The sequence below is a fragment of the Bosea vestrisii genome (genome assembly GCF_030144325.1).
Lineage (GTDB): Bacteria > Pseudomonadota > Alphaproteobacteria > Rhizobiales > Beijerinckiaceae > Allobosea > Allobosea vestrisii_A.
In genome coordinates this window covers 4,111,606-4,135,664 of the sequence record NZ_CP126307.1, presented here as the reverse complement: position 1 = coordinate 4,135,664, position 24,059 = coordinate 4,111,606, and the positions used below count along the sequence as shown (strand labels likewise).

Annotated in this window: 25 protein-coding genes and 3 pseudogenes; 16 read left to right on the top strand and 12 right to left on the bottom strand. The window is 66.6% G+C overall.

Going from position 1 to position 24,059, the window contains the following annotated elements:
- Position 1: 1 nt before the first annotated feature.
- From QO058_RS20360 to QO058_RS20350, 4 genes and pseudogenes are all read right to left on the bottom strand, one after another.
- Positions 2-1,399: a tetratricopeptide repeat protein gene (locus QO058_RS20360; protein ID WP_284168075.1), complete on the bottom strand. Its 1,398-nt coding sequence runs from the start codon at positions 1,397-1,399 to the stop codon at positions 2-4.
- A gap of 58 nt (positions 1,400-1,457) precedes the next feature.
- Positions 1,458-1,823, bottom strand: coding sequence for an OpgC domain-containing protein (opgC, locus tag QO058_RS31500; protein WP_432212073.1), 366 nt, complete (start codon positions 1,821-1,823; stop codon positions 1,458-1,460).
- Positions 1,824-1,899: 76 nt separating this feature from the next.
- Positions 1,900-2,649, bottom strand: a pseudogene (locus QO058_RS31495) (OpgC family protein); the annotation flags it as partial.
- Positions 2,649-4,295, bottom strand: coding sequence for a thiamine pyrophosphate-binding protein (locus QO058_RS20350; RefSeq protein WP_284168073.1), 1,647 nt, complete (start codon positions 4,293-4,295; stop codon positions 2,649-2,651). The pseudogene QO058_RS31495 and the gene QO058_RS20350, both read right to left, overlap by 1 nt.
- Before the next feature lie 299 nt (positions 4,296-4,594).
- Between QO058_RS20350 and QO058_RS20345 the strand changes: the two genes are divergently transcribed.
- From QO058_RS20345 to QO058_RS20305, 9 genes are all read left to right on the top strand, one after another.
- Positions 4,595-5,167 carry a sigma-70 family RNA polymerase sigma factor gene (locus tag QO058_RS20345; protein WP_284168072.1) on the top strand — a complete coding sequence of 191 codons (573 nt, stop codon included), beginning with the start codon at positions 4,595-4,597 and terminating at the stop codon, positions 5,165-5,167.
- An 85-nt stretch (positions 5,168-5,252) separates the two neighbouring features.
- Complete coding sequence (locus QO058_RS20340) at positions 5,253-5,894, top strand: NrsF family protein (RefSeq protein ID WP_284168071.1); 642 nt, start codon at positions 5,253-5,255, stop codon at positions 5,892-5,894.
- A gap of 195 nt (positions 5,895-6,089) precedes the next feature.
- Complete coding sequence (locus QO058_RS20335) at positions 6,090-6,269, top strand: Myb-like DNA-binding domain-containing protein (RefSeq protein WP_284168070.1); 180 nt, start codon at positions 6,090-6,092, stop codon at positions 6,267-6,269.
- Positions 6,270-6,540: 271 nt separating this feature from the next.
- Positions 6,541-6,897 (top strand): ArsR/SmtB family transcription factor, encoded by a 357-nt coding sequence (locus QO058_RS20330; protein ID WP_284168069.1) that lies wholly within the window; start codon positions 6,541-6,543, stop codon positions 6,895-6,897.
- Positions 6,890-7,414 (top strand): arsenate reductase ArsC, encoded by a 525-nt coding sequence (locus QO058_RS20325; protein ID WP_284168068.1) that lies wholly within the window; start codon positions 6,890-6,892, stop codon positions 7,412-7,414. Before QO058_RS20330 ends, QO058_RS20325 begins: the two co-directional genes overlap by 8 nt.
- Before the next feature lie 7 nt (positions 7,415-7,421).
- On the top strand, positions 7,422-8,474 hold the full coding sequence (gene arsB, locus QO058_RS20320) for an ACR3 family arsenite efflux transporter (RefSeq protein ID WP_284168067.1): 1,053 nt from the start codon (positions 7,422-7,424) through the stop codon (positions 8,472-8,474).
- 58 nt (positions 8,475-8,532) lie between these two features.
- Positions 8,533-8,847: an ArsR/SmtB family transcription factor gene (locus QO058_RS20315; protein ID WP_284168066.1), complete on the top strand. Its 315-nt coding sequence runs from the start codon at positions 8,533-8,535 to the stop codon at positions 8,845-8,847.
- Positions 8,848-8,904: 57 nt separating this feature from the next.
- Positions 8,905-10,299: an NAD(P)-binding domain-containing protein gene (locus QO058_RS20310; protein WP_284168065.1), complete on the top strand. Its 1,395-nt coding sequence runs from the start codon at positions 8,905-8,907 to the stop codon at positions 10,297-10,299.
- The gene (locus tag QO058_RS20305; RefSeq protein WP_284168064.1) at positions 10,296-11,519 is read left to right on the top strand and encodes an MFS transporter; all 1,224 of its coding nucleotides are present in this window, start codon (positions 10,296-10,298) and stop codon (positions 11,517-11,519) included. The genes QO058_RS20310 and QO058_RS20305 overlap by 4 nt, the downstream gene beginning before the upstream one ends.
- Before the next feature lie 139 nt (positions 11,520-11,658).
- Here the strand turns inward: QO058_RS20305 and QO058_RS20300 are convergent, their stop codons facing one another.
- On the bottom strand, positions 11,659-12,954 hold the full coding sequence (locus QO058_RS20300) for an SMP-30/gluconolactonase/LRE family protein (protein WP_284172966.1): 1,296 nt from the start codon (positions 12,952-12,954) through the stop codon (positions 11,659-11,661).
- Positions 12,955-13,004: 50 nt separating this feature from the next.
- On the opposite strand from QO058_RS20300, the gene QO058_RS20295 reads away from it, so the two are divergent.
- Complete coding sequence (locus QO058_RS20295; RefSeq protein ID WP_284168063.1) at positions 13,005-13,271, top strand: hypothetical protein; 267 nt, start codon at positions 13,005-13,007, stop codon at positions 13,269-13,271.
- On the opposite strand, the pseudogene QO058_RS31490 reads toward QO058_RS20295, so the two are convergent.
- Positions 13,209-13,364, bottom strand: a pseudogene (locus tag QO058_RS31490) (helix-turn-helix domain-containing protein); the annotation flags it as partial. The gene QO058_RS20295 and the pseudogene QO058_RS31490 sit on opposite strands and share 63 nt — an antisense overlap.
- 87 nt (positions 13,365-13,451) lie before the next feature.
- Here QO058_RS31490 and QO058_RS20290 point away from each other — a divergent pair.
- From QO058_RS20290 to QO058_RS20265, 6 genes are read left to right on the top strand one after another with little or no spacing between them, the layout of a single operon-like run.
- Positions 13,452-14,711: an extracellular solute-binding protein gene (locus tag QO058_RS20290; protein WP_284168062.1), complete on the top strand. Its 1,260-nt coding sequence runs from the start codon at positions 13,452-13,454 to the stop codon at positions 14,709-14,711.
- A 35-nt stretch (positions 14,712-14,746) separates the two neighbouring features.
- Positions 14,747-15,622: a carbohydrate ABC transporter permease gene (locus QO058_RS20285; protein ID WP_284168061.1), complete on the top strand. Its 876-nt coding sequence runs from the start codon at positions 14,747-14,749 to the stop codon at positions 15,620-15,622.
- Positions 15,619-16,458 carry a carbohydrate ABC transporter permease gene (locus QO058_RS20280; protein WP_284168060.1) on the top strand — a complete coding sequence of 280 codons (840 nt, stop codon included), beginning with the start codon at positions 15,619-15,621 and terminating at the stop codon, positions 16,456-16,458. The genes QO058_RS20285 and QO058_RS20280 overlap by 4 nt, the downstream gene beginning before the upstream one ends.
- Before the next feature lie 21 nt (positions 16,459-16,479).
- Positions 16,480-17,220 carry an SDR family NAD(P)-dependent oxidoreductase gene (locus QO058_RS20275; protein ID WP_284168059.1) on the top strand — a complete coding sequence of 247 codons (741 nt, stop codon included), beginning with the start codon at positions 16,480-16,482 and terminating at the stop codon, positions 17,218-17,220.
- Positions 17,221-17,228: 8 nt separating this feature from the next.
- Complete coding sequence (locus tag QO058_RS20270; protein WP_284168058.1) at positions 17,229-18,401, top strand: mandelate racemase/muconate lactonizing enzyme family protein; 1,173 nt, start codon at positions 17,229-17,231, stop codon at positions 18,399-18,401.
- A gap of 11 nt (positions 18,402-18,412) precedes the next feature.
- Complete coding sequence (locus tag QO058_RS20265; RefSeq protein WP_284168057.1) at positions 18,413-19,138, top strand: SDR family NAD(P)-dependent oxidoreductase; 726 nt, start codon at positions 18,413-18,415, stop codon at positions 19,136-19,138.
- Positions 19,139-19,186: 48 nt separating this feature from the next.
- Here the strand turns inward: QO058_RS20265 and QO058_RS20260 are convergent, their stop codons facing one another.
- The 6 genes and pseudogenes from QO058_RS20260 to QO058_RS20235 all read right to left on the bottom strand — a co-directional run bounded on the left by QO058_RS20260 (position 19,187) and on the right by QO058_RS20235 (position 24,042).
- Positions 19,187-19,936, bottom strand: coding sequence for a dienelactone hydrolase family protein (locus QO058_RS20260; protein ID WP_284168056.1), 750 nt, complete (start codon positions 19,934-19,936; stop codon positions 19,187-19,189).
- The gene (locus QO058_RS20255) at positions 19,933-20,925 is read right to left on the bottom strand and encodes a Gfo/Idh/MocA family protein (protein ID WP_284168055.1); all 993 of its coding nucleotides are present in this window, start codon (positions 20,923-20,925) and stop codon (positions 19,933-19,935) included. The genes QO058_RS20260 and QO058_RS20255 overlap by 4 nt, the downstream gene beginning before the upstream one ends.
- A gap of 2 nt (positions 20,926-20,927) precedes the next feature.
- Positions 20,928-21,974, bottom strand: coding sequence for a Gfo/Idh/MocA family protein (locus QO058_RS20250; protein WP_284168054.1), 1,047 nt, complete (start codon positions 21,972-21,974; stop codon positions 20,928-20,930).
- Between the two features lie 9 nt (positions 21,975-21,983).
- Entirely contained in the window at positions 21,984-22,472 is a 489-nt protein-coding gene (locus QO058_RS20245; protein ID WP_432212072.1) for a Gfo/Idh/MocA family oxidoreductase, read from the bottom strand.
- 182 nt (positions 22,473-22,654) lie between these two features.
- Positions 22,655-23,014 (bottom strand): annotated as a pseudogene (locus QO058_RS20240) (Gfo/Idh/MocA family protein); the annotation flags it as partial.
- Positions 23,014-24,042 (bottom strand): ABC transporter substrate-binding protein, encoded by a 1,029-nt coding sequence (locus QO058_RS20235; protein WP_284168053.1) that lies wholly within the window; start codon positions 24,040-24,042, stop codon positions 23,014-23,016. The pseudogene QO058_RS20240 and the gene QO058_RS20235, both read right to left, overlap by 1 nt.
- Positions 24,043-24,059 lie beyond the last annotated feature (17 nt).

Sequence of the window (24,059 nt, the reverse complement as noted above, 5' to 3'; positions counted from 1 at the left end):
ATCAATGCGAGATGGCGAGGGGCGTCGCCACGATTGCGAGCGCCGCGGTGCGGCCGGCTGACCGCTGTCGCAGCTGCGCCAATCTCCGGGCTGCGAACAGGTTGGAACCGCCGCGCTGGGCGATGCGCCCGCTGAGGACATGGTTCGCGCGGTCGTGGTCTCCGGAGCGGATCAGGCTTTCGATATAGGCCTGCTCGAACAGGTCGCGCTGGGCATGGCTGCCGCCGATCGCGACGAGCCCGCTGCGAGCGGCCCCGAGCAGGCGGGCGGCCTCGGCATAGTCGCCCTCGCGGAAAGCGATCAGACCGAAGGCCGCAAGCGCGCCGTTGCGGGCGGCCTCGCGCCGTTCTCCGCTGGGATGGGTATGGCAGTCCTCGACCAGCGTGCGGGCGATGCTCTCGGCGCCGTCATGGCGCCCGGCACCGAGCAGCGACACGGCATAGTGCAGGTCGGCGAAGACCAGGCGGCCGTCATCGACGCGGCCTTCGGCCTTGGCGGCGAGCTCCTCCCAGCGCGTGCCGACATCGACGCCGGCATAGTCGAGCCGCGCCAGCAGCGAGGCACCATTGGCGATGTCGCGGAAATCGTCGGTCTGCTCGCCGCGAATGTCCTCGTCATAGAGGCGCAGCACCTCGGCGGTTTCGCCGCGCTCCAGCCGGAACAAAGCGAGGTGCCAGACGATGTGGAAGCGCAGATTGTTGGCATGAGCAAAAGTGCGGCCATCGCCGAGCCAGGCGACGCCCTCATCGGCGCGGCCGGTCATTTCCATGACATGGGCGACGGCGTGGCGGCCCCAAGCATCTCGCGGACTCAACAGCACGGCGCGGCGGCCGGCGCGCTCCGCCTCGGCATAGAAGCCCTGCTCCTCGAGCGCGAAGGCGTAGCAGCCGTTGACATAGCCGGCGAGCGGATGGCTCTCGCTAAAGCCGGACATGACGCGGCGCAGGCTGGCCAGCATCTCGGGCTGGTCGCCGAGCATGAAGCGCAGGCCGTGCGCGAGCTTCAGCGCCAGCACGTCGAACGGGTGGGCTTCGAGAATCATCTCCAGCCGGTTCGCCGCCTGGCGTGGCGCGTCCGCGAGCCAGAGCGCCAGCGCCTCGGCGACCATCCGCTCGCGCCGCGTCACCGGCCGCTGCGCGGCTGAGGCCCGCGCCCTGGCGAGGCAGTCGCGCGCTGCACCGAGCAGTTCCGGTCGGGCCAGCGAGAGCAGCATCAGGCCCTTGGCGGCATGGGCGAGCGCGAAATCAGGGTCGGCTTCAAAGGTCCTGGCGAGATGTTCCGGCGCGGTCGCCGCATGGGCGAGCAAGGCCTCGAGCGTGTCGTTCCAGGCGAGCCTGGCGGCATCGCTCGCGACCGTGACGACATCGCCGGAGAGATCGTAATACATGGGCTGCTCCATTCGGGCGCCTCGACGAGGCGCTTGCAGGGGAGTTCGCAGGGCGCCGATCAAACGGTGTTCAACTCGCTTCACGGACCCGTGTTGGCGGGGCGGTCGCCACGGGCTCCGCCTGCGGCTGGGCCTCCGTCCTGGGCGTCGGCTTTGCCCAGGGCGCGCTCTTGAACCAGCCGACCACGACCGCGACGCCAAGGATCAGCGCAAAGCCGGTGAGGTTCAGCAGGGCGATGACCGGCTCGCTGCGCCCAGCCATTTCGGCGACGGTTCCGAGCAGCCGCGCCAGCACGACGCTGGCGAGGAAGGCTGCGAGCGATTGCCGGCCGATCAAGATGAGGAGATGGCCCGCCCCGCGGTCGAGCCGCTGGCGATAGGGCTCGATCAGGCTCAGCACCAGATAGGCCAGCGCCAGGAAGTGCAACACGCGCAGGATGTGCAGGTTGCTCTTCTCTGCCTCGGGCAGGATCAGGTCGCGCAGCGCCCTGCGCCGCCGGCCAATGCTCGAGGATGCCCCAGAAGGAGAGCGGCAGGCAGAGGACGATGAAGGCGGCCGCGGCCGGCACGAGGCGCCTGTCGCGAAGCTGCGGCACCGGCAGCCATGTCATGGCGGTGAAGAAGCCGATGAAGAAGATCAGCTGCCAGGCGAAGGGATTGAGGAACCAGCCGGCGCCGTTCCAGGGATTGCCGGGCAGGTTGAGGCCCCTCGTCCAGGCCAGCGCATAGAGCGCCCCGGATAGAGCAAACGGCAAGGCCGGATGCAGGCGCCGCAGCGCCATCATCACCGGCACCAGCGCCAGGATGACGAGGTACATCGGCAGGATGTCGAGATAGTCGGGCTGCCAGGTCAGCGCGACGAGGCCAAAGAGCGCGCCCTCCGGGTCGACCACGAGCGGGCCGAACTGCCTGGCAAGCTCGGCCAGGCCGAAGGCGCGGTCGAGCAGGCCGGCAAGGGCGATGATCGCCAGTACCAGCCCGAGCTGCGCCCAGTAGACCTGCCAGATCCGGTAGGCGATGCGGGCCGTGCCGAGCGCCAGCCCGCGCCGCACGAAGACACTGCCGAAGGCGAGCGCGCTGGCGATGCCTGAGCAGAAGACGAAGAGCTCGGCCCCGGACGAGAAGCCGAAGCGTGCGGGGATGAAAGCGTTCCAGCTGTTCGCCGGCAGATGCGCGACGAAGATGATCAGCATGGTCAGGCCGCGGAAGACGTCGAGCCGCTCGTCGCGCGGCCGCCTCGCGCTCGGCAGGGTTGGGCTCATCAGAAGGCTCCCTGGTAGCTCTCGGCGTCGATGCGGCAGGCGAGGAGCGTGAAGCCCTCGCGCCGGAAGGCGGCCTGCGCCTCGCGCTTCAGGCTGCCGCGATCCTCAACGGCAACGCCATGACCGCCCATGGCGCGGGCGACCGCGGCAAAATCGGTCGCGCCGAAATCGACGCCGGCGCGGGCAAGACCCATCTGGCGCTGCTTCAGCGCAATCAGCCCGAGGCTCTCGTCGACGAGCGTGACGATGACGACGGGAAGCTTGAGGTCGCGCAGGGTCGCGAGCTCGCCGAGCACCATTTCGAGCCCGGCATCGCCGACGAAGCAGAGCGTCGGCCGACTGGAGCCGAGCGCCGCACCGGTGGCGAGCGGCAGGGCGCAGCCCATGGTACAGAGCCCGGTCGATTGCAGCAGGCCGCGCGGCCGATCGCAGGCCCAGATCTGGCTGAGAAGGATGCGGTGCGCACCGGAATCGGCGGTTGCGACGGTGCCGGCCGGCGCGGCCTCGCGCAGCGTCGCGAACACCGCATGCGGTCCCCAGGCCGCGGATGCGGCAAAGGCTGCGCGGAACTGCGACCGAACCTTGTCCGGCTCATTGGCCGGCCATGGTCGGTTCGGCATCTCGCCCACGGCCAGCAAGGTCAGGATCGCACCGACATCGCCTTCAAGCCGCAGAGTCGCGCCATGCATGCCGTGCGGCATGTCCTCGGCGACGATGTCGATGACGCGCTTGTCGGTCGGCCAAGGATGGCGCCAGCCTTGCCGCATCTCGATCGGGTCGTAGCCGGCGAGCACGATCAGGTCGGCCGCCGCGATCAGCGGCTGCACGATCGCGTCGGCCCTGGGCGACAGGCCGACGCCGCCGATCACGCGCGGGTCGTTCTCGGGCACCAGCCCCTTGGTCTTGTAGGTGGTGAGCAGCGGCGCGCCGGTCAGCGTCAGGAAGCGGTCTAGCGCCGCCGCGCCATCCTGGTTGACGAGGTCGAGCCCGGCGATGACGAGCGGCGCCCGCGCCCCCGCGATCATCTCGCGCGCCGCGGAGAGATCGGCCGGGATTGCCGGCTGCTGTTTCGGTACGGCCGGTGGCGGCCGCCTCGTGACATGCCCCTCGGCGACGGAGATCGGCAGGTCGATATGGACGGGCCCCGGCCGGCCGCGCCTGGCGAGCGCGATCGCCTTCTCGACGACGAGGTCCTCGGTGCCCGGCGCAGCCCGGAAGCTTGCCTTGACCAGCGGACGCAGCACCGCCTGATGGTCGAAGACCTGATGCGTGTAGCTCTCGGCCAGCGCCTGGTCGACGCAGCCGGTGATGAAGATCAGCGGCACGCGGTCCTGCTGCGCATTGGCGACGACGTTGACCGCGTTGGCGACGCCGGGCCCGAGCGTCGCGACCAGCACCGGCAGAGCGCCCGTGGCGTGCCAGAGCCCCTCGGCCATGAAGCCGGCGGCGTTCTCGTGCTTGGCGAGCAGGAAGCGGATGCCGGCCCGCTCCAGCGCATCGACCAGTGCCAACACCTCGCCGCCGGGAATGCCGAAGGCATGGGTCGCGCCCGCTGCAGCGAGCCGGCTGGCCAGCAGGTCCGCGCCGGTGACGAGATCGCCTCGGACGGCGCTCGCGCCGGCTTCGGGAAATTTATCGTGGCGCATGCTGTCTCTCCGGCGCGCCGCAGGAGCGGCTTGCCGGAGAGATCGCGCGGCGAGGCGCTTTGGTTACATCTTCACGGGGATTTGAGGCTGGCGCCCAGCCATCAGGGGCGGCAGCGCTGTCTCGCCACCATGTTGAAAGCTCCTCCCGCGAGCGGCCAGCGTGGCGCTCCTCGCATGCGAAGTGCAACGGGCCGACCAACTGGCTTCATCGCCTCGTAACGGGCTTGTGAGCCCGGTGTCGGCATGCGACGGAATAAGCCGGATTCCGTCTTGCCATCCGGGAAAAGTGCTTCAACCTTTTGTCACTCGCTGAACTCGAAACGCAGCTGCGACCGGTCTTCCTCGCCGCGCTGGCCGGCGACGCCGCGGCCTACCGACTCTTCCTCGATACGATCAGTGCCCGGCTGCGCGGCTATCTCAGGCAGATGCTGGCGCGCGCCGGCCGCAGCGAACCGAGCGAGGCCGAGGACGTGCTGCAGGAGACGCTGCTGGCGCTGCACCTCTCCCGCCACACCTATGATCCGGCGAGCCCGGTCACCGCCTGGGCCCATGCGATCGCCCGCTACAAGCTCGTCGACCATCTGCGCCGCAGCGGACGTCATGCTGCAAACCTGCCAATCGACGACGAGACCTATCAGCTCGCCGCGCCGGGCGGCGACGCTCCGGATGCCCGGCTCGACCTGGAGCGCGCCATGCAGGCCCTGCCGGAGCGCACTCGCACGCTGATCGATCGGGTCAAGCTCCAGGGCGCGAGCGTGGCCGAGGCGGCCGGTGCCGCGGGCATGACCGAGACGGCGGCCAAGGTCGCGATCCACCGCGGCTTGCAGGCCATGGCCAAGTTCCTGTCGAAGCGCGGCCGGCGGCCAACATGAACCCGATGCGACATCGACGCCCCGTAACCTTTCGCCGGCTTGCCGCGAATTCCTTCCCGAACCGAACCCATCCGCAAGATCAGACATGCAAACCGACGACCTGATCTCCCTGATGACCGCGAGCCACCGGCCCGTGGACACCAACTGGCTGAGGCGCGCGGTCTGGATCGCCGCGCTCGCAGCGCTCGCGGCCACGGTCGCGCTCGTCCTTATCACGCTCGGGACGCGGCCTGATCTCGCGAGCGTGTGGATGACGCTTCCGGTCATGGCGAAGGCCCTGCTCGGCACCAGCGTCGCGACCATTGCCCTCGTGCTGTTCCAGAGGAGCCTGCGTCCCGGGCTGAAGACGGCGCGGCTTCTGCCGCTCGTCGCGATTCCACTGCTGCTGGCGGCGGGTTGGGCCCTGTTGACCCTAGCCCAGGCGCCGGCCGAGCATTGGAACGCGCTGGTCTTCGGCCGCTACTGGCGCGCCTGTCTCGTCGCGGTGCCGCTCTACGCGCTGTGCCCCCTCGTCATCCTGCTGATCCTGGCACGCCGGGGTGCGCCGATAGACGGGCGCCTCACGGGAGCTTGCGCCGGCCTGGCCTCGGCGGGCCTCGCCACGGTGGCCTACAGCGTGCATTGCCCCGATGATGCGGCGCCGTTCCTGGCTATCTGGTACACCCTCGCCATCGCGATCGTGACGGGCATCGGCGCCCTCGCCTTTCCGCGCTTGGTCCGTTGGTGAGGTAACGCAAGCGGCGGCATCGACCGACGTCATCGAACGATCCAATGTCGGCACCCGAGAAGAGCGAATACTTGGAATTTGCGCCGAGTGGCCAGATAGGCTCGGCACGCATCTATACGTGCGGCCAAATTCATCGCCACCGCTGCTATAGATGGGGCGAATGCCGGAGATGTCCCGGCAGAGCAGGAGCAGATTGTGAGCGAGCGATTCGAACGTCACCGCCAACCCTGGACACATGAGGAACTCGAGAAGCTAAAGTTGCTCGCCAAGAAGGGCATGGCACTGAAAGCGATCTCGAAAGCGATGACCCGCAGCGAAGAATCCATCAAAGACCGCGCCAAACTCGATGGCATCGGGATCGCCAAGCTCCGTTAGGGCGTGTTCACGGTACGGCTTTGGGGCGCAAAGCCGACGTCCGCTGTTGGGCGATGACGCAAGCTCAATTCTTGGCGCGTTCCGGCCCGCTGAACCTCGACAGGGGCGAAGAGCACGAAATTTACTCGCCTTCTCGAAGCGTTCCGCGACCTGCAACATCCCTGGCAGTCTGGCCGGCGAGAGGGACCAGCCCGGCTTGACGAACATGACGCCTGAGGGCGGGACCGGATACGGCTTGCGCTGAATCCCATATGTCGATAAGTCTCGACATATGGAAAATGAGCAAGTCATCCTTTCCCTCGCCGCGCTGGCCCAGAGCACCCGTCTCGACGTATTTCGCTTGCTGGTAACGGCCGAGCCTGAGGGCTTGCCTGCCGGCGAGGTCGCCCGGCGTCTGGATGTCCCGCACAACACGATGTCGTCGCATCTCGGCATCCTGAGCCGAGCAAGGCTGATCCGCTCCGAGCGCTTCAGTCGCTCGATCGTTTATCGCGCCGACCTCGACGCCCTTCGCTCGGTCGTCTCGTTCCTCCTCAAGGATTGCTGCGGCGGCCGCGCGGAAATCTGCGCGCCGCTGCTGGCCGAACTCACCCCCTGCTGCCCTCCGAAGGTCACGACCGATGCCTGACCGCATTCACAACGTGCTGTTTCTCTGCACTCACAACTCCGCCCGCTCGATCATGGCCGAGGCCCTGCTCAATCATCTTGGCGAGGGTCGCTTTCGCGCTTTTTCTGCTGGCAGCGAAGGCGGCCCTGGTCCGAAGCCGTTGGCGCTCAAGGTACTCGAGGCCGAGGGTATCGCGATCGCGGGCCTGTCTTCGAAGACCTGGGACGTGTTCGCGGCGCCCGGTGCGCCTGTGATGGACATGGTGATCACGGTTTGCGACCAGGCAGCCGGCGAGGCCTGCCCATTCTGGCCAGGCCAGCCGATCACTGCACATTGGGGGATCGAAGATCCCTCGCATGTCGAAGGCTCGGAGATTGAGCGCGAGCGCGCGTTCGTGACGGCGCTGCGCTACCTGCGAAATCGCATCAACGTACTTCTTTCACTGCCAGTTGCCAGTCTCGACGAGATGGCGCTGGCGCAGCGTGTTCGTCAGATCGGCGCGCTCGAAGGTGCAAGCAATCGCGCGTCAGGCGCCTGAGGTCATCATGTCGATTTTCGAACGCTACCTCACAGTGTGGGTCGCATTGTGCATCGTCGTGGGCATCGCTCTCGGCCATGTCATGCCCGGCGTCTTTCAGGCGGTCGGCGCGGCCGAGATTGCAAAGGTCAATCTGCCGGTGGCCGTGCTGATCTGGTTGATGGTCATCCCGATGCTGCTGAAGATCGACTTCGCCGCACTCGGCCAGGTCGGCAGGCATTGGCGCGGGATCGGCGTCACGCTGTTCATCAACTGGGCGGTCAAACCATTCTCGATGGCGGCGCTGGGCTGGTTCTTCATCGCCTGGCTTTTTCGCCCCTGGCTGCCGGCCGACCAGATCAACAGCTACATCGCCGGGCTCATCATCCTGGCGGCGGCCCCCTGCACGGCCATGGTCTTCGTCTGGTCGAACCTGACAAAGGGCGAACCGCATTTCACGCTGAGCCAGGTCGCGCTGAACGATGCGATCATGATCGTCGCGTTCGCGCCGATCGTCGGCCTGTTGCTCGGCCTGTCGGCGATCACGGTGCCCTGGGGAACCCTCGTCCTATCGGTCGTGCTCTACATCGTCCTGCCCGTGATCGTCGCTCAGCTCGTTCGCGGCCGTGTTCTGGCAAGCGGCGGACAAGCGGCGCTGGATTGCCTGCTCGGCCGGCTTGGCCCAGCCTCGCTCGTTGCATTGCTCGCGACGCTCGTCCTGCTTTTCGGCTTCCAGGGAGAACAGATCCTGGCGCAGCCGACGGTAATTGCGCTCCTTGCGGTGCCGATCCTGATCCAGGTCTACTTCAATGCCGGTCTCGCCTACCTGTTGAACCGTGTTGCCGGTGAACAGCACTGTGTGGCCGGTCCATCGGCGCTGATCGGTGCCTCGAACTTCTTCGAGCTTGCCGTCGCCGCCGCAATCAGCTTGTTCGGGTTCAATTCCGGAGCGGCGCTCGCAACTGTGGTCGGCGTGCTGATCGAGGTTCCAGTCATGCTCACCGTAGTCTGGATCGTGAACGGGTCGAAGGGCTGGTACGAGCGCGGAAGCGGCGTTCGAAAGGTGCAGGCCGCCGAATAATTCGACAATCGTCGAAATATGGCTTGACGACTTCTCGCGCGTGGCGCAGTTTACTTCCATGAAAGTCGAAGAAGCAGCAAAACAGCTTGAGGCGCTCGGCAATCCGACTCGCCTTGAACTCTACCGGGTGCTCGTGCGCGCTGGTCATGGCGGGCTACCGGTCAACCAAGTGCAGGAGCGTCTTGGCATCCCGGCCTCGACCCTCTCGCATCATCTTCAGCGCCTCGTGCAGAACGGACTGGTCTCGCAGGAACGGCAGGCCACGACGCTGATCTGCCGCGCCCAATACCCTGCGATGGCCGCCCTGCTCGGCTTCCTCGCGGATGAATGCTGCGCTGACGAAGCCTGCGCCGCGTCCGAGCAGGCCGCTTGAGGCGCCTTTTTATTTGCCTGATAATTCGATCCTTCTAGAAAAATAGGAGAGCTTGTGATGAGGGAACTTCCCGTAGCCGTCATCGGTGCCGGTCCAGTCGGCCTCGCTGCCGCCGCCAACCTCGTCTCGCGCGGCCTTGCCGTGAAGGTCTACGAAGCTGGCGCCGCGGCCGGCGCGAACATCAGCGATTGGGGCCATGTTCGGCTGTTCTCGCCGTGGACCTACAACGTCGATCCGGCGGCCCGCTCGCTGCTGGAAAAGGCGGGATGGCAGGCGCCAGATGAAGCCGCTTATCCCACTGGCGCCGAGCTTGTCCGGGAGTACCTCGCGCCCCTTGCGAAATCCCCTGCACTGACGCCGGTCATCGAGTACGGCGCGCGCGTCAAGGCGATCGGCCGGCGCGGTGTCGACAAGGTCGTCAGCCGCGATCGTGAACTGCATCCTTTCCAGCTGACCATCGTCGATAGCGATGGGCGCGTCCGCCGCGAGCTTGCGCGGGCGGTCATCGACGCTTCGGGAACCTGGACATCACCAAATCCGCTTGGGGCGGGCGGCGTGACCGTGGAAGGTGAAGAGACGTCCCGCGACCGGATCGCCTACAGCATTCCCGATGCGCTCGGCCGCGACCGGGTAAGCTATGCCAAGCGAACCACGGTGGTTGTCGGCGCCGGCCACTCGGCCGCGAACGTGCTGCTCGATCTGGCCGAACTTGCCGCAGCGGAGCCCGCCACCAAGGCGATCTGGCTGACGCGCGGCAGCAATCTTGCTCGCGTCTATGGCGGCGGCGCGAACGATCAGCTCGCAGCGCGCGGCGACTTGGGCCAGAAGCTGCGGCAGCTCGTCGAAAGCGGCCGCATCGAGCTCGTCGCGAGCTTCGCGATCACAGCCGTGCGCCAGTCGAACGGCCAACTCGCGCTCGACGGTGAAACACCGGAGGGCGCTCGCACGGTCGGGACCGTCGACCGGATCGTGGTTTGCACGGGCCAGCGCCCCGATCTGGCCCTGACCCGCGAACTGCGCATCGCGCTTGACCCGTGGCTGGAAAGTGCCAAGGCACTCGGGCCGATGATCGATCCCAACCTGCACTCCTGCGGCTCGGTGCCTCCGCACGGGCACCGTGTGCTTTCCCATCCGGAACCGGGCTTCTACACCGTGGGGATCAAGAGCTATGGCCGCGCGCCCACATTCCTGATGCTGACCGGCTATGAACAGGTGCGTTCGGTCGTCGCGGCGATCGCCGGCGACATGGCGGCGGCCGACAATGTCCAGCTGATGCTGCCCGAAACCGGCGTATGCACGAGCGCGCCTGAGAGTGCCGGTTGCTGTGGCGGGCCGGCTCCGAGCGACGCAGACGCCTGCTGCGTCGACGACGCTTCCGCCAAGGCACAAGGCAAGTCAGGTTGCGGCTGCAGCAGCTCCGCAAAAACGAGTGAATCCACCCAGGCGCAATGACGACGCTTGCTACCTCCGAAACGAGCCCGCCTCCGGCCACCGGAATCGGACTCATCATCGCTCTGGGCATCACTCAGGTCGCCGGTTACGGCGCGCTTTATTACGCGTTCGCCGTGCTCGCCCCTAGTATGACCAGGAGCATGGGTTGGGCGCCCGAATGGACCTATGGCGGCTTCGCTCTCGGACTGCTCGCCGGAGGCCTCGCTGCGCCGTTTGCAGGGCGCTTGATCGACAGATACGGCACGCGTCGGATGATGAGCATCGGCAGCGTGCTGGCGAGCCTATCCCTCTTTGCCTTGTCCAAGGCCGAGGGCTTGGTCAGTTACTATGCGGCGATGATCGCCCTCGAGGTCGTATCGACGCTGGTTCTGTACGACGCCGCGTTCACGGCTCTCACCCAAGCGCATGGCGCCGGAGCCAGGCGGGCGATCAGCAAGCTGACGCTGATCGGCGGCTTCGCCTCGACATTGTTCTGGCCACTCACAACCGCCCTGGTGGCGCAGGCCGATTGGCGCACGATCTACCAGGTCTACGCGGTCGGCTATCTCGCCGTGGCGCTGCCATTGCACGCTCTTCTATTGCCTTGCGGCCGGGCGACGTTCGCCGCAAAGCCAACTCAGCCGACCGAGACGCAAGATTCCGAAGCCTATCTTGCCGGCACGGCCCGCCGTCGCTCCTTTGTGCTGCTGGCGATCGCGTTCTCGCTGCAGGGCTTCGTCGTCTCGGCCATGTCGGTTCACATGCTGACGCTGCTGCAGGGCTTCGGCTTCAGCGCGGCTCTAGCGGTCGCCCTCGGCGCCATGGTCGGCCCGTCGCAGGTGACCGGACGGCTCATCGAGATGTTGTTCGGCACCAACGTGCCTCCAGTGACCACTGCATGGGTCTCGGGCGCGCTGATGCCGCTCGGATTCATGCTGCTTGCTTTCGGCGGTGGCACTGCCGTTATCGCGGGACTATTCGCGATCACCTACGGCGTCAGCATGGGCCTGAGTTCGATCGTCCGTGGCACCGTTCCGCTCCAGCTCTTCGGTCCGGCCGGCTATGGCGCCATGCTCGGCAAGCTGTCGGCACCAGGCCTCGTCATCCGCGCTGCTGCCCCGCTCGGATTTGCCGTGATGATGGAGCGGGCGGGGCTTTCAGCAAGCACGGCGGTCTTGGTCACGTTGTCTGGCGCGGCGGCGCTTGCGCTGCTGCTGCTCGCGCGGGGCGGGCGGCGGTAGAGCAGCCACGTTGGTGCTTAAAAGCACACCTCGCGAGTTTGGCGTTGAGTCGGGAGTCAACTCCGATCGGCTTAGTACTGATGTCCGGTTCCAGGCAGCATGCCAAACTCGGCTCCTGGCGCAGAGCTGACGGGTAGGGCTACTGTCCTTCGAAGAAATAGACGCCCTCGGCCAGTCCCCGGCCACAGCCATCAATGGCAAAGACGCTGCCCGAGAGCGGCGCTTCCGCGAGCTGCTGGGCGGAGAGGCGGATGCGCGCCGAGGTCACGTAGAGCGTCTCGCGATTGGGCCCGCCAAAGGTGCAACTCGTCGGGCGCGGCACCGGCAGATTGATTGTCTGGTCGATCCGCCCGTCGGGATCGAAGCGGATGAGCTGCCAACCATCCCATTGCGCGCTCCAGACATAGCCTTGCGCATCGACGGTCAGGCCGTCGGGAACGCCCATATGGTCGAGTGTCTGGGCGAAGACGCGGCGGTTTGTGATCGTCCCGCTCTCGGCGTCGAAATCGTAGACGAAGATCGTCCGGGCCAGCGAGTCGGTGAAGTACATGCGCCGATCGTCCGGGCTCCAGCCGAGCCCGTTCGAGATGCCGATGCCGCGTTCCAGGCAATGGACAGAGCCATCGCCATCGAGCCGATAGAGGCTGCCGGCGCCGGGAGCGACGCCCATATCCATGGTGCCGGCCCAGAAGCGCCCACGCGAGTCACATTTGCCGTCATTGAAGCGGTTGTTCGGCTTGTCGGCTTCCGGGTCGATCAGCGGCGTGGTCAGGCGGGTCTCGGGATCGAACAGGGCAAAGCCAGATTGGGCAGCCAGGACCAGTCCGCCGGTCGAGCAGTGGGTGAAGGCGCCGACGAGCTCCCCGAGTTCCACGACGCGATCCGTCCCGCCTACCGGATCCGAGCGATGCAGGGCGGGAGCGAGGATATCGACCCAGTCGAGCCGCTTCTCAGCCTCGTTCCAGACCGGCCCCTCGCCGAGGAAGGCCTGGGTCTCGACCACGCAGCGCGCTCTCGTCGTCGTCATTGCAGAACGTCTCGTTTCCGGTTGTGAGAAGGCGGCCTGGCCCGTAATGCGCGCCGCCGCTTTCAGCAGGTCGGCGCCAATCTCGTGCAGGCGCTCTGTCGTCAGGCGGAAGGCGGGGGCGACGACCGCCAGTGCGCCGATGGCGCGCCCGCCATGGTCGAGGATCGGCGCGGCGACTGAGCGCTGCCCCATGGCGAATTCCTCGTCCTCGACGGCGTAGCGGCGGGCCTTGGCGATATCGAGCTGTGCGTCGAGCAAGGGCAGTTCGGCCAGGCTGCGCGCCGTGTGCGGGACGAGCTTGAGTCGGGCCAATATGGCCGGCCGCAATGCCCGCTCGGCGAAGGCGAGGATCGCCTTGCCGGCAGCGGTACAGTAGCCGGGCAGGATGCTGCCTTCCGCGAGGACGATGCCCCCGTCGCGCGCGTCTCCAGCACTTTCGAGCAGACGATGTCGGGACCGTGCGGCAGGGCGACGAAAACCGTCTCGCCGGTCTGGACCTGCAGGCGGACGAGCTCCGGCTCAATAAGGGTCGGCAGATCGAGATCGGCCTGGGCGAAGCGCGCGAACTCGATCAGCTTCCACCCGAAGCGGTAACGGTCGTCGCGCCGCTCGAAACGGACGAGCCCGCGCTCCAGCAGCGCGGCGAGGATACGGTGCACGGTCGCCTTCGGCAGGCCCGACGCGCGCACGAGTTCGCTGAAGCTGGCGGCTCCGCCCGCCTCTGAGAGCGCCTCTAGCAGGCCGATGCCCTTCTGCAGCGCCGCCGTGCCGCGCGCTGGATCGCCGTCCCGTGATGCCTCTCCAGCAGTCTCGATCATCGCCTGCTTGACCTCCGCAATTCCCAACCCTACGATGTTCTACATTATAAAACAAGTTCTACATTGTAGAACAAATGGGAGGACGAGATGACGTTGATCGATCGACGCGCCGTTCTGGCAGGACTAGCCGCCGCAGCTGCGATGCCGGCAGCGGCGAATGCGCAGGCGCGCACCAAGATCACCTATTGGGCCTGGACCGAGCATGTCGCCGCCGCCAATGCGGTGAAGGGCGAGTTCGAGAAGCAGAACCCGGGCATCACGGTCGAGGTCGTCAACCTCAATCCCTTCGATCTGCAGGACAAGTTCCTGGTCGCGCTGGCGGCGGGCGCCGGCGGCCCCGACGTCGCGCTGATCCTGCAGCGCCGGTTCGATGGCTATCTGCCGACGGGCGGGCTGCTCGACACCACCGCGGCGATGGCGCCGCTCAAGGATAGTTTCCCCACCAGCGTCTATGCCTCGCTCGGAACCGGCGGCAAGACCTTCGCCGTCCCCTATGACCAGAACCCGGCCGTCTATTTCTATCGGGCGGACATCTTCGAGGCGAACGGCATCAAGGCACCGCTCGAAACCTGGGAGGATGTGGTGGCGGCCGGGCGGATCCTCGCCGCCAAGGGCATCTTCATCGGCCATGTCTCGAGCCCGAGCGGCGTGCCGGGCGTCGCCAACCTGGTGCAGTACCTGCAGTCGCGCGATGCGCAGATCTTCGGCGCCGACGGCAAGGTGATCCGCGACAACAAGCTCGCGCGCGAGACGCTGCAATTCTATTTCGACCTCGCCCGCAAAGAGAAGATCGTCTTCGAGTCGCGCAACAACGCGCCGGAGTTCTTCCAGGCGATCAAGGAGTCGAAGATCGCCGGCTATGCCGTGCCGGCCTGGGCCGTCTTCCGCCTGCAGAAGGAGGCCCCGGAGCACGCTGGCAAATGGCGGGTCATGCCCTGGCCGAAATGGGGCAAGGACCAGCCGGCGACGACCGGGGCCTGGGGCGGCAATGTGCTCGCCATCCCGAAAGTCTCCCGCAACAAGGAGGCCGCGCTGAAATGGGCGATGTTCATCGGCGCCAATGAATTGACCCAGGTGAAGATCTGGCAGGAAGGCCATCTTGTTCCGGCCTTCGCGCCGGCGCTGCGCTCGCCTGAACTGCTCAAGGGCGAGGATTATCTGTCCGGCCAGTCGATCTACGAGGCCGGGCTGAAGGATCGCACACTCAACGGCTTCAACTACTTCGACTGGGCTAAGGCCGAGGTGATCATCGGCAACGCGCTCGATCTGATGTTCGGCGGCAAGACATCGCCGGCCGAGGCCTGGGCCGAGATCGAAAAGCAGCTCACAGGCCAGCTCGGCCGATGAGCGCGACGACCGCAGCGAGGAGAGCCGGCGGGAGAGTGCTCTGGCCGCGGCTGCGTCGCGGGCTGACGCCCTATCTCTTCCTCGCGCCCTTCTTCCTGACCTTCATCGCCTTCTGGCTCGGGCCGATCATCGCTTCGCTGATCTATTCCTTCACCGACTGGCGCGGCTTTGCCTCGCCGCGCTTCATCGGCTTCGCCAATTACACCAAGCTCTTCGCCGATCCGCGCTTCTGGGTGGCGCTCAAGAACACGCTGTTCTACGGCGTCGTCTATGTGACGATCCTGAACCTCTCGGCGCTGGCGCTGGCGCTCTGCCTCGACAGCCTGTGGCTGCGCTTCAAGAACGCGGTCAAGGTCGGCTTCTTCCTGCCGGTGACGATCAGCCTGGTCGTCGCGGCGGTGATCTTCGAGATGATTTTCGCCAAGGGCGTCGGCCTGCTCAACATCGTGCAGAAGGGTCTCGGGCTCGGCGAGATCGATTGGCTCGGCGATCCGCGCTTTTCCATCTGGGCGATCATCATCCTGCGCGTCTGGCGGGCGCTCGGCTATTACGCCGTGATCTATTTCGCCGGCCTGCAGGGCATTCCCGGCGACGTCAAGGAAGCCGCGCGCCTCGACGGCTGCAGCCCGTGGCAGGTGACACGCCATGTGACGCTGCCGCTGCTCAAGCCGGTCATCCTGTTCGGCGTGATCATGTCGACAATCTGGGCGCTCGAGCTCTTCGATGAGCCCTGGGTGCTGACCAAGGGCGGCCCGGCCGACTCAACGCTGACCATCGTGATCTACCTCTACCAGGCCGGCTTCCAATACGTCGAACTCGGCTACGCGGCGGCGGTCTCCTATGTGCTGACGCTGATGATCGTCGCGATTGCGATCGTCCAGAAGCTTCTCTCCGGACGGGAGGTCGCATGAGCGGTCCGTCTCAGGCCGAGCAGCCGGCGCCCAGCCTCGCCGCCTATCTCGGAACCCTTGTCGTGCTTCTCGTGCTCGCGCTGGCGATGACGCCGGTGCTCTGGGCGGTGCTCTCCGCCTTCAAATCGCGAGCCGACATCTTCGCCGGCGATGTCTGGCCACGCCGCTGGTCGCTCGAGAATTTCGACGATCTCCTGGCGAAGACGCTCTATCTGCGCTGGATGGCGAACAGCCTGGTGGTCGCGCTCGCCAGCACGGCGCTCGGGCTGCTGTTCTGCTCGCTCGGCGGCTACGCCTTCGCCAAGTTCGACTTCCCGGGCAAGACGGTGATGTTCTGGGTCGTGATCGCCTCGGTCTCGATCCCGGCCTTCACCACAGTGATCCCGCTCTTCGGTTGGCTGGCCCGGCTCGGGCTGCTCGACACCTATATCGTGCTGATCCTGCCCTTCGCCGCCAATGCCTTCGGCATCTTCCTGATGCGGCAATATGCGGTGGCGATCCCGAACGAGCTGCTTGATGCCGGCCGCATCGACGGCGCGGGCGAATTCCGCCTGTACTGGAGCGTCGTGCTGCCGCTGCTGCGCCCGGCGCTCGGCACCGTCGGCGTGCTGATCTTCATCGCCTCCTGGAACAGCTACATCTGGCCGTTGGTGATGATGCGGACCGACGAGATGCTGACCCTGCCGGTCGGCGTCGCGACGCTGAAGAGCGACCAGCTGCCCGAATACGGGATGCTGATGGCGGCCTCGGTGCTGTCGAGCGTGCCGATCATCGGCGCCTTCCTGATCATGCAGCGCCAGTTCATCGCCGGCCTGACGCAGGGCGCGGTCAAGTAACCGCGGGGAGTGAGCGGAGCCATGGATCTCGGACTGAACGGCAAGGTCGTGCTGGTGACCGGCGCGGCCAGGGGCATCGGCCTGACGAGCGCGCAGCGCTTTGCCGCCGAGGGCGCGCTGGTGATGCTCGCCGACCGCGACGAAACCACTCTCACAGCGGCGGCCGCCTCGGTACCGGGTTCGCGGACGGTCGCGGCCGACCTCACCGAGGGCGGCGCTGCCGACCGGGTGCTGGACGCGACGCTGTCGGCCTTCGGCCGACTCGACGTGCTCGTCAACAATGCCGGCATCAGCGAGCCGGCGCCGATCGCCAAGACGACCCCGGAGTCCTGGCGCCGCGTCCTTTCTGTCAACCTCGACGCTGTCTACCTGCTATCGCGGGCGGCGATGCCGGCTCTCGCCGAGAGCAGGGGCACGATCGTCTCGCTCGCCTCCTTTGCCGGCAAGCGCGGCACATTGTTCGGCGACAACACCTCCTATTCGACCTCCAAGGCCGGCGTCATCGGCTTCACCCGGGCGCTCGCCATCGAGGCGGCCAAGGTCGGGGTGCGTGTCAATGCGGTGGCGCCCGGACCGGTCGCGACCGAGCTGATCAAGGCACTGACGCCCGAGCAGCTCAAGCGCGTCACCGATTTCGTTCCCCTGGGCCGCATGGCCGAGACCGACGAGATCGCCGATCTCCTGCTTTTCCTGTCGTCGTCGCGTTCGAGCTACATCACCGGCGAGGTGGTGAACGTGAACGGCGGCCTCTACATGGATTGAAAGCCGCCATGGCACTTCCCGACAACCCGCTCACCATCACCGCGACCCGGCACTGGCTGGTCTATATCCCCTTCGACAGCCCGATCGTCTGGGGCTCCGGCAAGCGCGCCGGCTCGACCCGGCTGATCGTCGAGGTGACGACCGCCTCCGGCCTCAAGGGCTATGGCGAGACGATCGCGCTGCTCGATTTCGTCCCGGTCGTGCTGGAGAGGGTCGTGCTCCCGCTCGCGCTTGGCCGGAGCGTCGCCGATGTCGAGCGCCTGCACCGGCATGTGCTCGGTGCCGGCTATTATCACCACGAGCGCGCCGTGGTGATGGCGCTCGCTGCGGTCGAGATGGCGATGTGGGATGCGCTCGGCAAGCATGCGCGCCTGCCGCTGCACGCCTTGCTCGGCGGCGCCTATCGGCGGGAGATCGAGCTCGCGGCCTATCTCTTCGTTGCCGATCCCAAGCCTTGCGCCGAGACCGCCGCACGCTTCCGCGACGAGGGTTACACCACCTTCAAGGTCAAGATCGGCCATGACGAGCGGAGCGATATCGCCCTGATGGAGGGCGTGCGCCAGGTCGTCGGCGACGCCCCCTTGCGCGCCGACGTCAATGGCGCCTGGTCGCCGGGCACGGCCCGACGCCAGCTCGAAAAGCTCAAGGGGCTCGACCTCGCCTATGTCGAGCAGCCGCTCGTCCTGCACGACATCGCCGGCCATGCCGAACTGCGCCAGGCGCAAACGGTGCCGATCGCGATCGACGAGGGCGCCTATACGCTCGGCGACGTCGGCAACATCGTGCGCGCCGGCGCTGCCGATGTGATCCTGCTCGACCCGCACGAGGAGGGTGGCATCTGGCAATGCGTCAAGGCCGCAGGCATAGCCGAAGCCGCTGGCATTCCGGTGACGCTGCATTCGGGTGGCGAGCTCGGCCTGTCACAAGCCGCTTACTTGCACCTCGCCGCCTCGATCCCGAACATGAATATCGCGATCGACACCGAGTATTATTACCACAGCGCCGACATCGTCACCGAGCCTTTCGCGATCCGCGACGGCCGCCTGCGCGTCCCGCAGGAGCCCGGTCTCGGCGTCGTGCCCGATCTCGATGCGCTGGAGCGTTTCGTCAGCAGCAAGGTGATCGGCGCCTATCTCGATCCCGACCGGCCCGGCTGGTTCGCCGAGAAGCCGAAATACTGAAAGAAACCGCAATGCGTTTCCGGGATCATGAGGTGGTCGTGACCGGTGCCGGCCGTGGCATCGGGCGGGCAGCGGTCGCGCGCTTCCTCGCTGAAGGCGCCCGCGTCGCTGCGATCGATGTGGAGCCGCCGGCAGGCGAAGGCGATACGGAACGCCTGTCCTGGCATGCCTTCGACATCACCGATGCAGGCGCCGTGGTCGACTTCTTCGCAAGGCGCAGCCGCTGCGACGTGCTCGTCAACAATGCCGGCATACCGGGCGAAGGCGCCTTGGCCGAGCTCACGGTGGCCCATTGGAACCGCGTCTTCGCCGTCAACGTCACCGCGCAGATGCTGATGGCGAAGGCGGCGCTGCCGCTGCTGTCGGCCGGGGCCAGCATCGTCAACCTCGCCTCTGTCGCAGCCCATCTCGGCTTTGCCGAACGAGCCGCCTATTGCGCCTCGAAATCGGCGGTGCTCGGCCTGACGCGCTCGCTCGCGGTCGAGCTCGCTGGAAGGGTACGGGTGAATTGCCTCTGTCCCGGCACCGTCGACACGCCCTGGATCGCCCGCCTCGCCGGTGATGGTGTCGATCGCGAGGAGCGCATGACGGCAATGGCGGAGCGCCAGGTGATCGGTCGTCTTGGTAGGCCGGATGAAATCGCTGCGGCGATTGCTTTCCTCGCCTCGCATGAAGCGAGCTTTATCACGGGGGCGGTCATCATGGCCGACGGCGGCATGACGATCGCCCCACGTTAAGCTGCCACGGAGCGACGTGCGGAGAAGCCGGGGCCGCGAGGTCATCTCTCATTCGCGAGCGACATGATGATCGAACATCGCGATTGTCTGCTCCCACGCTCTTTTTGCGGCGCCGGCGTCGAAGCACCAGCGTTCGGGGAAGGTCCAGCCATGATGGGCGGCGAAATGCTCGGTCACAGCGTTCGCGCCGTAAGCGGCGATCGTGCCCTCGATCACCACCTTGTGGGCGTCGGGACAAGTAATGTCGTTCGCGGCGAAGCCGAAATAGAGAGCTCCGCGGACCTCGGGGATGAAGCGGTGTGGCGAGCTTGGTCCCTCCCACACCAATCGCCCGCCATGCAGGCAGGAAGCCGCCTTGACCCGCTCGCCAAACCGAGCCGCGGCCGCGAGTGCATGTCGCGCGCCCATGCAATGGCCGACAGCCCCGAAGCGGAGGCCGGCGAGCTCCGTCTGCCTTTCCGCAAATTGCAGAACGGCGGCCGTGTCGACCAGGGAGCCTTCGATACTGGTCGCATCGTTGGCCGCATGCATGCCCGGATCGAGCGGCTCCTCCGCTGTCCGCGGCGGCGCAAAGCGGGGTGACCCTATGCGATGGAACAGGTCGGGAAGGAAGCCGACATAGCCCTGCTCGGCATAGCGCCGGCACATGTCGTCCAATTCCGGGCGCAGGCCAAAGGCGTCCATATAGAGGATGACGCCGCCGCGCCGAGCAGAGCCCGACGGCTTGAACATACGGGTTTCCATCGCGCCGTCCGGCGTCGCGATCTCCAGAACCTCCATCGCAATTCGATCGCTCATTGACCCAACTCCCGCCAGGCTTCGCCACTTCGCGCGGACGCGAAGGCGGCTTCGACGATCTCGACCGACAGCGCGGCGTCGGCGAAGCTGCACTCGGGCCGGCCGCCCCCGCGCACGGCGCGCAGGAAGTCGACCAGGGCAGCGCCGACCGCCTGGTCTGCGTCGAGCTGTTCATAGGCGCGCCCGCGCTCACGCGTCATCCGGAACTCCCAGCCCAAGGGGATGGTGAGTGGCCGGCGCAATTCGATCAGCCCGTCGTCACCAAAGAGGCGAACCTCGTCCCACATGTGCCAGCCCTCCTCGATGCAGGTGAGCTGCGCCTCGAGTTCGCCGAAGCGCAATTCGATGAAGCCACCCTGGTCGGAGCGAGGGCCGCCATCGCCACGCAAGCGGCTGCGGATACGATCGGGTGTGTGTCCGACGAGCCATGGCAGCAAATCCGCCATATGGCTGGCACGGCCGGTATAGGGACCACCGCCTCCGAGCGCCGGATCGAGGAACCAGCCTGCCCGCTCATAGCCGAGCTGGATGGTCTGGATAAAGCGGAGCTGGCCGATCTCGCCGGCGGCGAGGGCGGCCCGCGCGCGCAAGCAGCCGCGGTCGAAGCGGCGATTGAAGGCGACCGCATTGATGAGTTGCCGCTCTTTCGCCTCGGCGGCCAGTGATTTGGCCTCCGCAAGCTGCATGACGAACGGCTTGTCGCAGAGCACGTGCCAGCCACGCGCCAGCGCGAAGCGGACATGCTCGAAATGCAGCGTGTGCGGCGTCGTCACGATGGCGACGGTCGGCCGCGACGTCGCCGGCAGGTCATCGAGATCGGCGACCAGGACGGCCCCCTGCGCCAGTGCAAGCTGGCGAGTGCCGTCGCTGGGGACGGGATCGTAGATCGCGACGATCGCGGCATCGGCATCCGCCTCGATCGCCGGGACATGGTAGCGCCGGGAAAAATTCCCGCAGCCGATCATGACGATGTCGATGGTTTGGCCCATTCTCAATCCTTCTCGTGATCTGCGATGAGCTGGCGCCGGCCGGTGCGCGCCGCCTCGTAAGCGCTGATGATGAGGCGTAGCGCGCGGCGCCCGTCCTCGGCGGTGGCCGGTGGCGCTATGCCCTCGCGCAGGCAGCGGGCGAAGGCCGCGGCGTTCTGGTGATGGAACTCGCCCTGCTTGAAGCGGGGCACGAGATTATGGACCTGCCACTGCCGCTCCTCGCCCGCGATGAAACTGCGCAGGAAGCCACCGTGCGTGATGTCGCGCGAGGCGAGATCGACGGCCGAGAGCAGCATCGTCCCGCCTGTGCCGTAGATCTCGATCGAGGTGTCTGCGGCGACGAAGGCAATGCTGGCCGTGAGCTCGGCCGTCATGCCGTCGGCATAGGTGAAGAGCGCGGTGGCTCCGTCCTCGACGGCGAGGCCGGGGAGCACCGAGGACGTGGTCGCGACGACGCTCTCAGGCAGACCGAACAGCCAGCACAGCAGATCGGCGCCGTGTACGCCCTCGTCGATGAGCGCCCCGCCTCCGCCCAGCACCGGGTCGGCATACCAGTTTCGCCGAAACGCTTCGTCGAGCCCGTAATGATGACCGTGCCGGATGCGTACGAGATGGATGCGCCCGAGTTGCCCGCTCGCGACGGCCTCGCGCAGCGCCTGGGAGGCCGGATCGAGGCGCTTCGGGAAGCTCTGCATGAAGAGCGTCCCGGTCTCGCGGAGCGCTGCCAGAATTGCGTCGGCATCCGCCAGATTGGTCGCCAGCGGCTTCTCGCACAGGATGGCGCGGTCGGCCCTTGCGGCCCGGATGGCGAGCTCGGCGTGCCGGCTGGTCTCCGAGCAGATCGCCACCGCCTCGCAGGATGCAAGCGCCGCATCGAGATCCGGCTCATAGCGGGTCGCAAAGCGGCCGGCGGCTTCGCGGCCGCGTTCAGGGTCGTCGTCCCAAATGCAAGCGAGCGCAATGTCGGGCTCACGAGCGAACTGCTCGGCCCAGAAGTTCGCGTGGTAATGGGCGAAGCTGAGGATGGCGATCTTGTGGGGACGGGACACGGCCATCTCTCATTCTAACGAGACGGCGATGCGTTGCCCGCCTGCAGCCTGCGACTGTTCGATCGCCTCGGCGACGAGCAGGCCGCGCAGCCCGGCGCGGGCAGTCTGCTCTCGCGGCGCGAGGCCGGTCACGCCTTCGAGCCATGCCCGATGCTGGCGCTGGCCGAAGGGCGGCGTCGGCAGGTTCGGGACCGACCATTCCGACTGGCCTTTGCGGGCGAAGGCGAGTGCGCCTCGCTCGGAGCGGAGCCAGATCGTGCCCTTCGTCCCATAGATTTCCATGCGGAAGCGATCGCAGCCGGCCTGTTCAATCATCGAGACCTCGTGGCTCGCGATGACACCGTTCGCGAGTTCGTAGAGGCACCAGGCGCTGTCGGGGTTCTCGACCGGCACGATTCGGCCATCGCGAAGACGGCGCTCGCTGAGCAGCGTCGCGGTCCGGGCGCTGACGGCGGCGACCTCCCCGACCAGATGCTCGATGAGATCGATGCCGTGGATGCCGAGTTGCAGGATCGCGCCGCCGCCGACCCGATCGCGCCGGAAAAACCATTCCCCCAGTCAGGGCCCGGCGTGGCATTGCGCATACGCACGCTGGTGATGGTGCCGATGGCGCCTTCCGCAATGAGGCGGCGTGCGGCAACCACCTCCTCGAAATGCCGATGCATGAAGCTGACCTGCAGGTCGCAGCCGGTCTGGTCGGCGAGAGCGATCAAACGCCGGCAGGCTGCGCTCGATGTTGCCATCGGCTTCTGGAGCAGCACAGCCTTTCCAGCTTGCAGCGCGAGCGCGCCGATCGCCTCGTGGGTGTCGTCAGGGGTCGTCACCAGAACGGCATCGACATCGTCGCGGCCTATCGCTATCGCGACATCGGTCGTCGCGACGGCTCCCGGCAAGCTTTCGACAAGCTGCTGCGCGCCTGCGATGGAGCGGCTGGCCACGACTTTTACAGCGGCCTCCGGCACGGCCGCCAACCCGCCGAGATGGTATTCGGCGATGAAGCCGGCTCCGATCAAGGCCAGTCCGGTTTGCGGTCCGGGCATCACGGCTTCCAACGGCCCGGCAACTTGACCAGCTGCTCGTTCACAGCGGCGACCGCCCCCGAATAGGTATAGTCGAGCGGGTCCTTCGCCTCCTTGATACGCCCCGACGAGACGAGGTAGTCGGTCATCGCGCGCATGTCGGACAGATAAGAGAAGTCGAAAATGGGATCGAAGACGTATTCGTCCCAGATCGACGCGACCAGCGCGGCATCCTGCTTGGTCTCGCGGGCAACGAGCCCGACGACCTCGCCGCGGTTTGCAGGATTTGCCACGTAGGTCTGCGCGCGCACCAGTGTCGCCATCATTGCAAACAGCGCGGCTGGATTGCGTCTGGCAAAGGCGGCACTCGTCACGAAAAGCGAGCGGGTCGCGGATATCTGAACTTCGGCGCCCTTGTTCGCCGCAAAGCCGCTGGAGACGCCCGAGTGGATGAGCTCTGCCACGCCACCCTGCAAAGCGCGATAGCCCCAGGGTTGCCAGCACAGCATCGCGCCGATCTGCCCGGCATTCAGGGCCGCAAGTTGCTCCGGCGGCGGCATGTTGACGGTCTGCAGCCGGCTGGCGTCCAAGCGGTAGGTTCCGGCGAGCTTGTGCAACACAGCGCTCGCAGTGGAGCCGGCGAGAAGACCGATCTTGATCTTGTAGAGGTCTTCCGGGTTGCGGATGTTCGCATCCTTGCGGGCGACGAGCTTGTCGGCTGCCGCTGCGATGCAGTTCGTTCCCATCACGACGATCGGAACGCCGGTATGGGCCATCGAGATCGGCGGCAGATTGCCTGGCGTCCAAAGCTGGATCTCGTCGGCGAGGAGCGCTTCACCGGCCAAGGCGCCGCCCGAGAAGGACTTCGTGGCCACCTCGGTGAACCCGGCTTCCTTGAACCAGCCCTTCTCCGTGGCGACGATGTGCGGTGCAAAGACCGGGTCGAGGCCGAAGCCGAGCGTGATCTTGCCGAGTTGTGGCTTGGGCTGTGACAGCGCGGCGAGCGGGCTGAAAAACGCGCCTGCAGCACCGGCGGCAGCTCCTGTCATGAAATCCCGTCTCAACA

Bases quoted from the DNA above. Each gene is read 5' to 3' on its own strand.
- QO058_RS20265 (WP_284168057.1), top strand. From the start codon at position 18,413: ATGCGTTTCCGGGATCATGAGGTGGTCGTGACCGGTGCCGGCCGTGGC.
- QO058_RS20255 (WP_284168055.1), bottom strand. From the start codon at position 20,925: ATGGGCCAAACCATCGACATCGTCATGATCGGCTGCGGGAATTTTTCC.
- QO058_RS20340 (WP_284168071.1), top strand. From the start codon at position 5,253: ATGCAAACCGACGACCTGATCTCCCTGATGACCGCGAGCCACCGGCCC.
- QO058_RS20330 (WP_284168069.1), top strand. From the start codon at position 6,541: ATGGAAAATGAGCAAGTCATCCTTTCCCTCGCCGCGCTGGCCCAGAGC.
- QO058_RS20350 (WP_284168073.1), bottom strand. From the start codon at position 4,295: ATGCGCCACGATAAATTTCCCGAAGCCGGCGCGAGCGCCGTCCGAGGC.
- QO058_RS20310 (WP_284168065.1), top strand. From the start codon at position 8,905: ATGAGGGAACTTCCCGTAGCCGTCATCGGTGCCGGTCCAGTCGGCCTC.
- arsB (WP_284168067.1), top strand. From the start codon at position 7,422: ATGTCGATTTTCGAACGCTACCTCACAGTGTGGGTCGCATTGTGCATC.
- QO058_RS20305 (WP_284168064.1), top strand. From the start codon at position 10,296: ATGACGACGCTTGCTACCTCCGAAACGAGCCCGCCTCCGGCCACCGGA.
- QO058_RS20290 (WP_284168062.1), top strand. From the start codon at position 13,452: ATGACGTTGATCGATCGACGCGCCGTTCTGGCAGGACTAGCCGCCGCA.
- QO058_RS20360 (WP_284168075.1), bottom strand. From the start codon at position 1,399: ATGGAGCAGCCCATGTATTACGATCTCTCCGGCGATGTCGTCACGGTC.
- QO058_RS20280 (WP_284168060.1), top strand. From the start codon at position 15,619: ATGAGCGGTCCGTCTCAGGCCGAGCAGCCGGCGCCCAGCCTCGCCGCC.
- QO058_RS20270 (WP_284168058.1), top strand. From the start codon at position 17,229: ATGGCACTTCCCGACAACCCGCTCACCATCACCGCGACCCGGCACTGG.
- QO058_RS20325 (WP_284168068.1), top strand. From the start codon at position 6,890: ATGCCTGACCGCATTCACAACGTGCTGTTTCTCTGCACTCACAACTCC.
- QO058_RS20235 (WP_284168053.1), bottom strand. From the start codon at position 24,042: ATGACAGGAGCTGCCGCCGGTGCTGCAGGCGCGTTTTTCAGCCCGCTC.
- QO058_RS20275 (WP_284168059.1), top strand. From the start codon at position 16,480: ATGGATCTCGGACTGAACGGCAAGGTCGTGCTGGTGACCGGCGCGGCC.
- QO058_RS20315 (WP_284168066.1), top strand. From the start codon at position 8,533: ATGAAAGTCGAAGAAGCAGCAAAACAGCTTGAGGCGCTCGGCAATCCG.
- QO058_RS20260 (WP_284168056.1), bottom strand. From the start codon at position 19,936: ATGAGCGATCGAATTGCGATGGAGGTTCTGGAGATCGCGACGCCGGAC.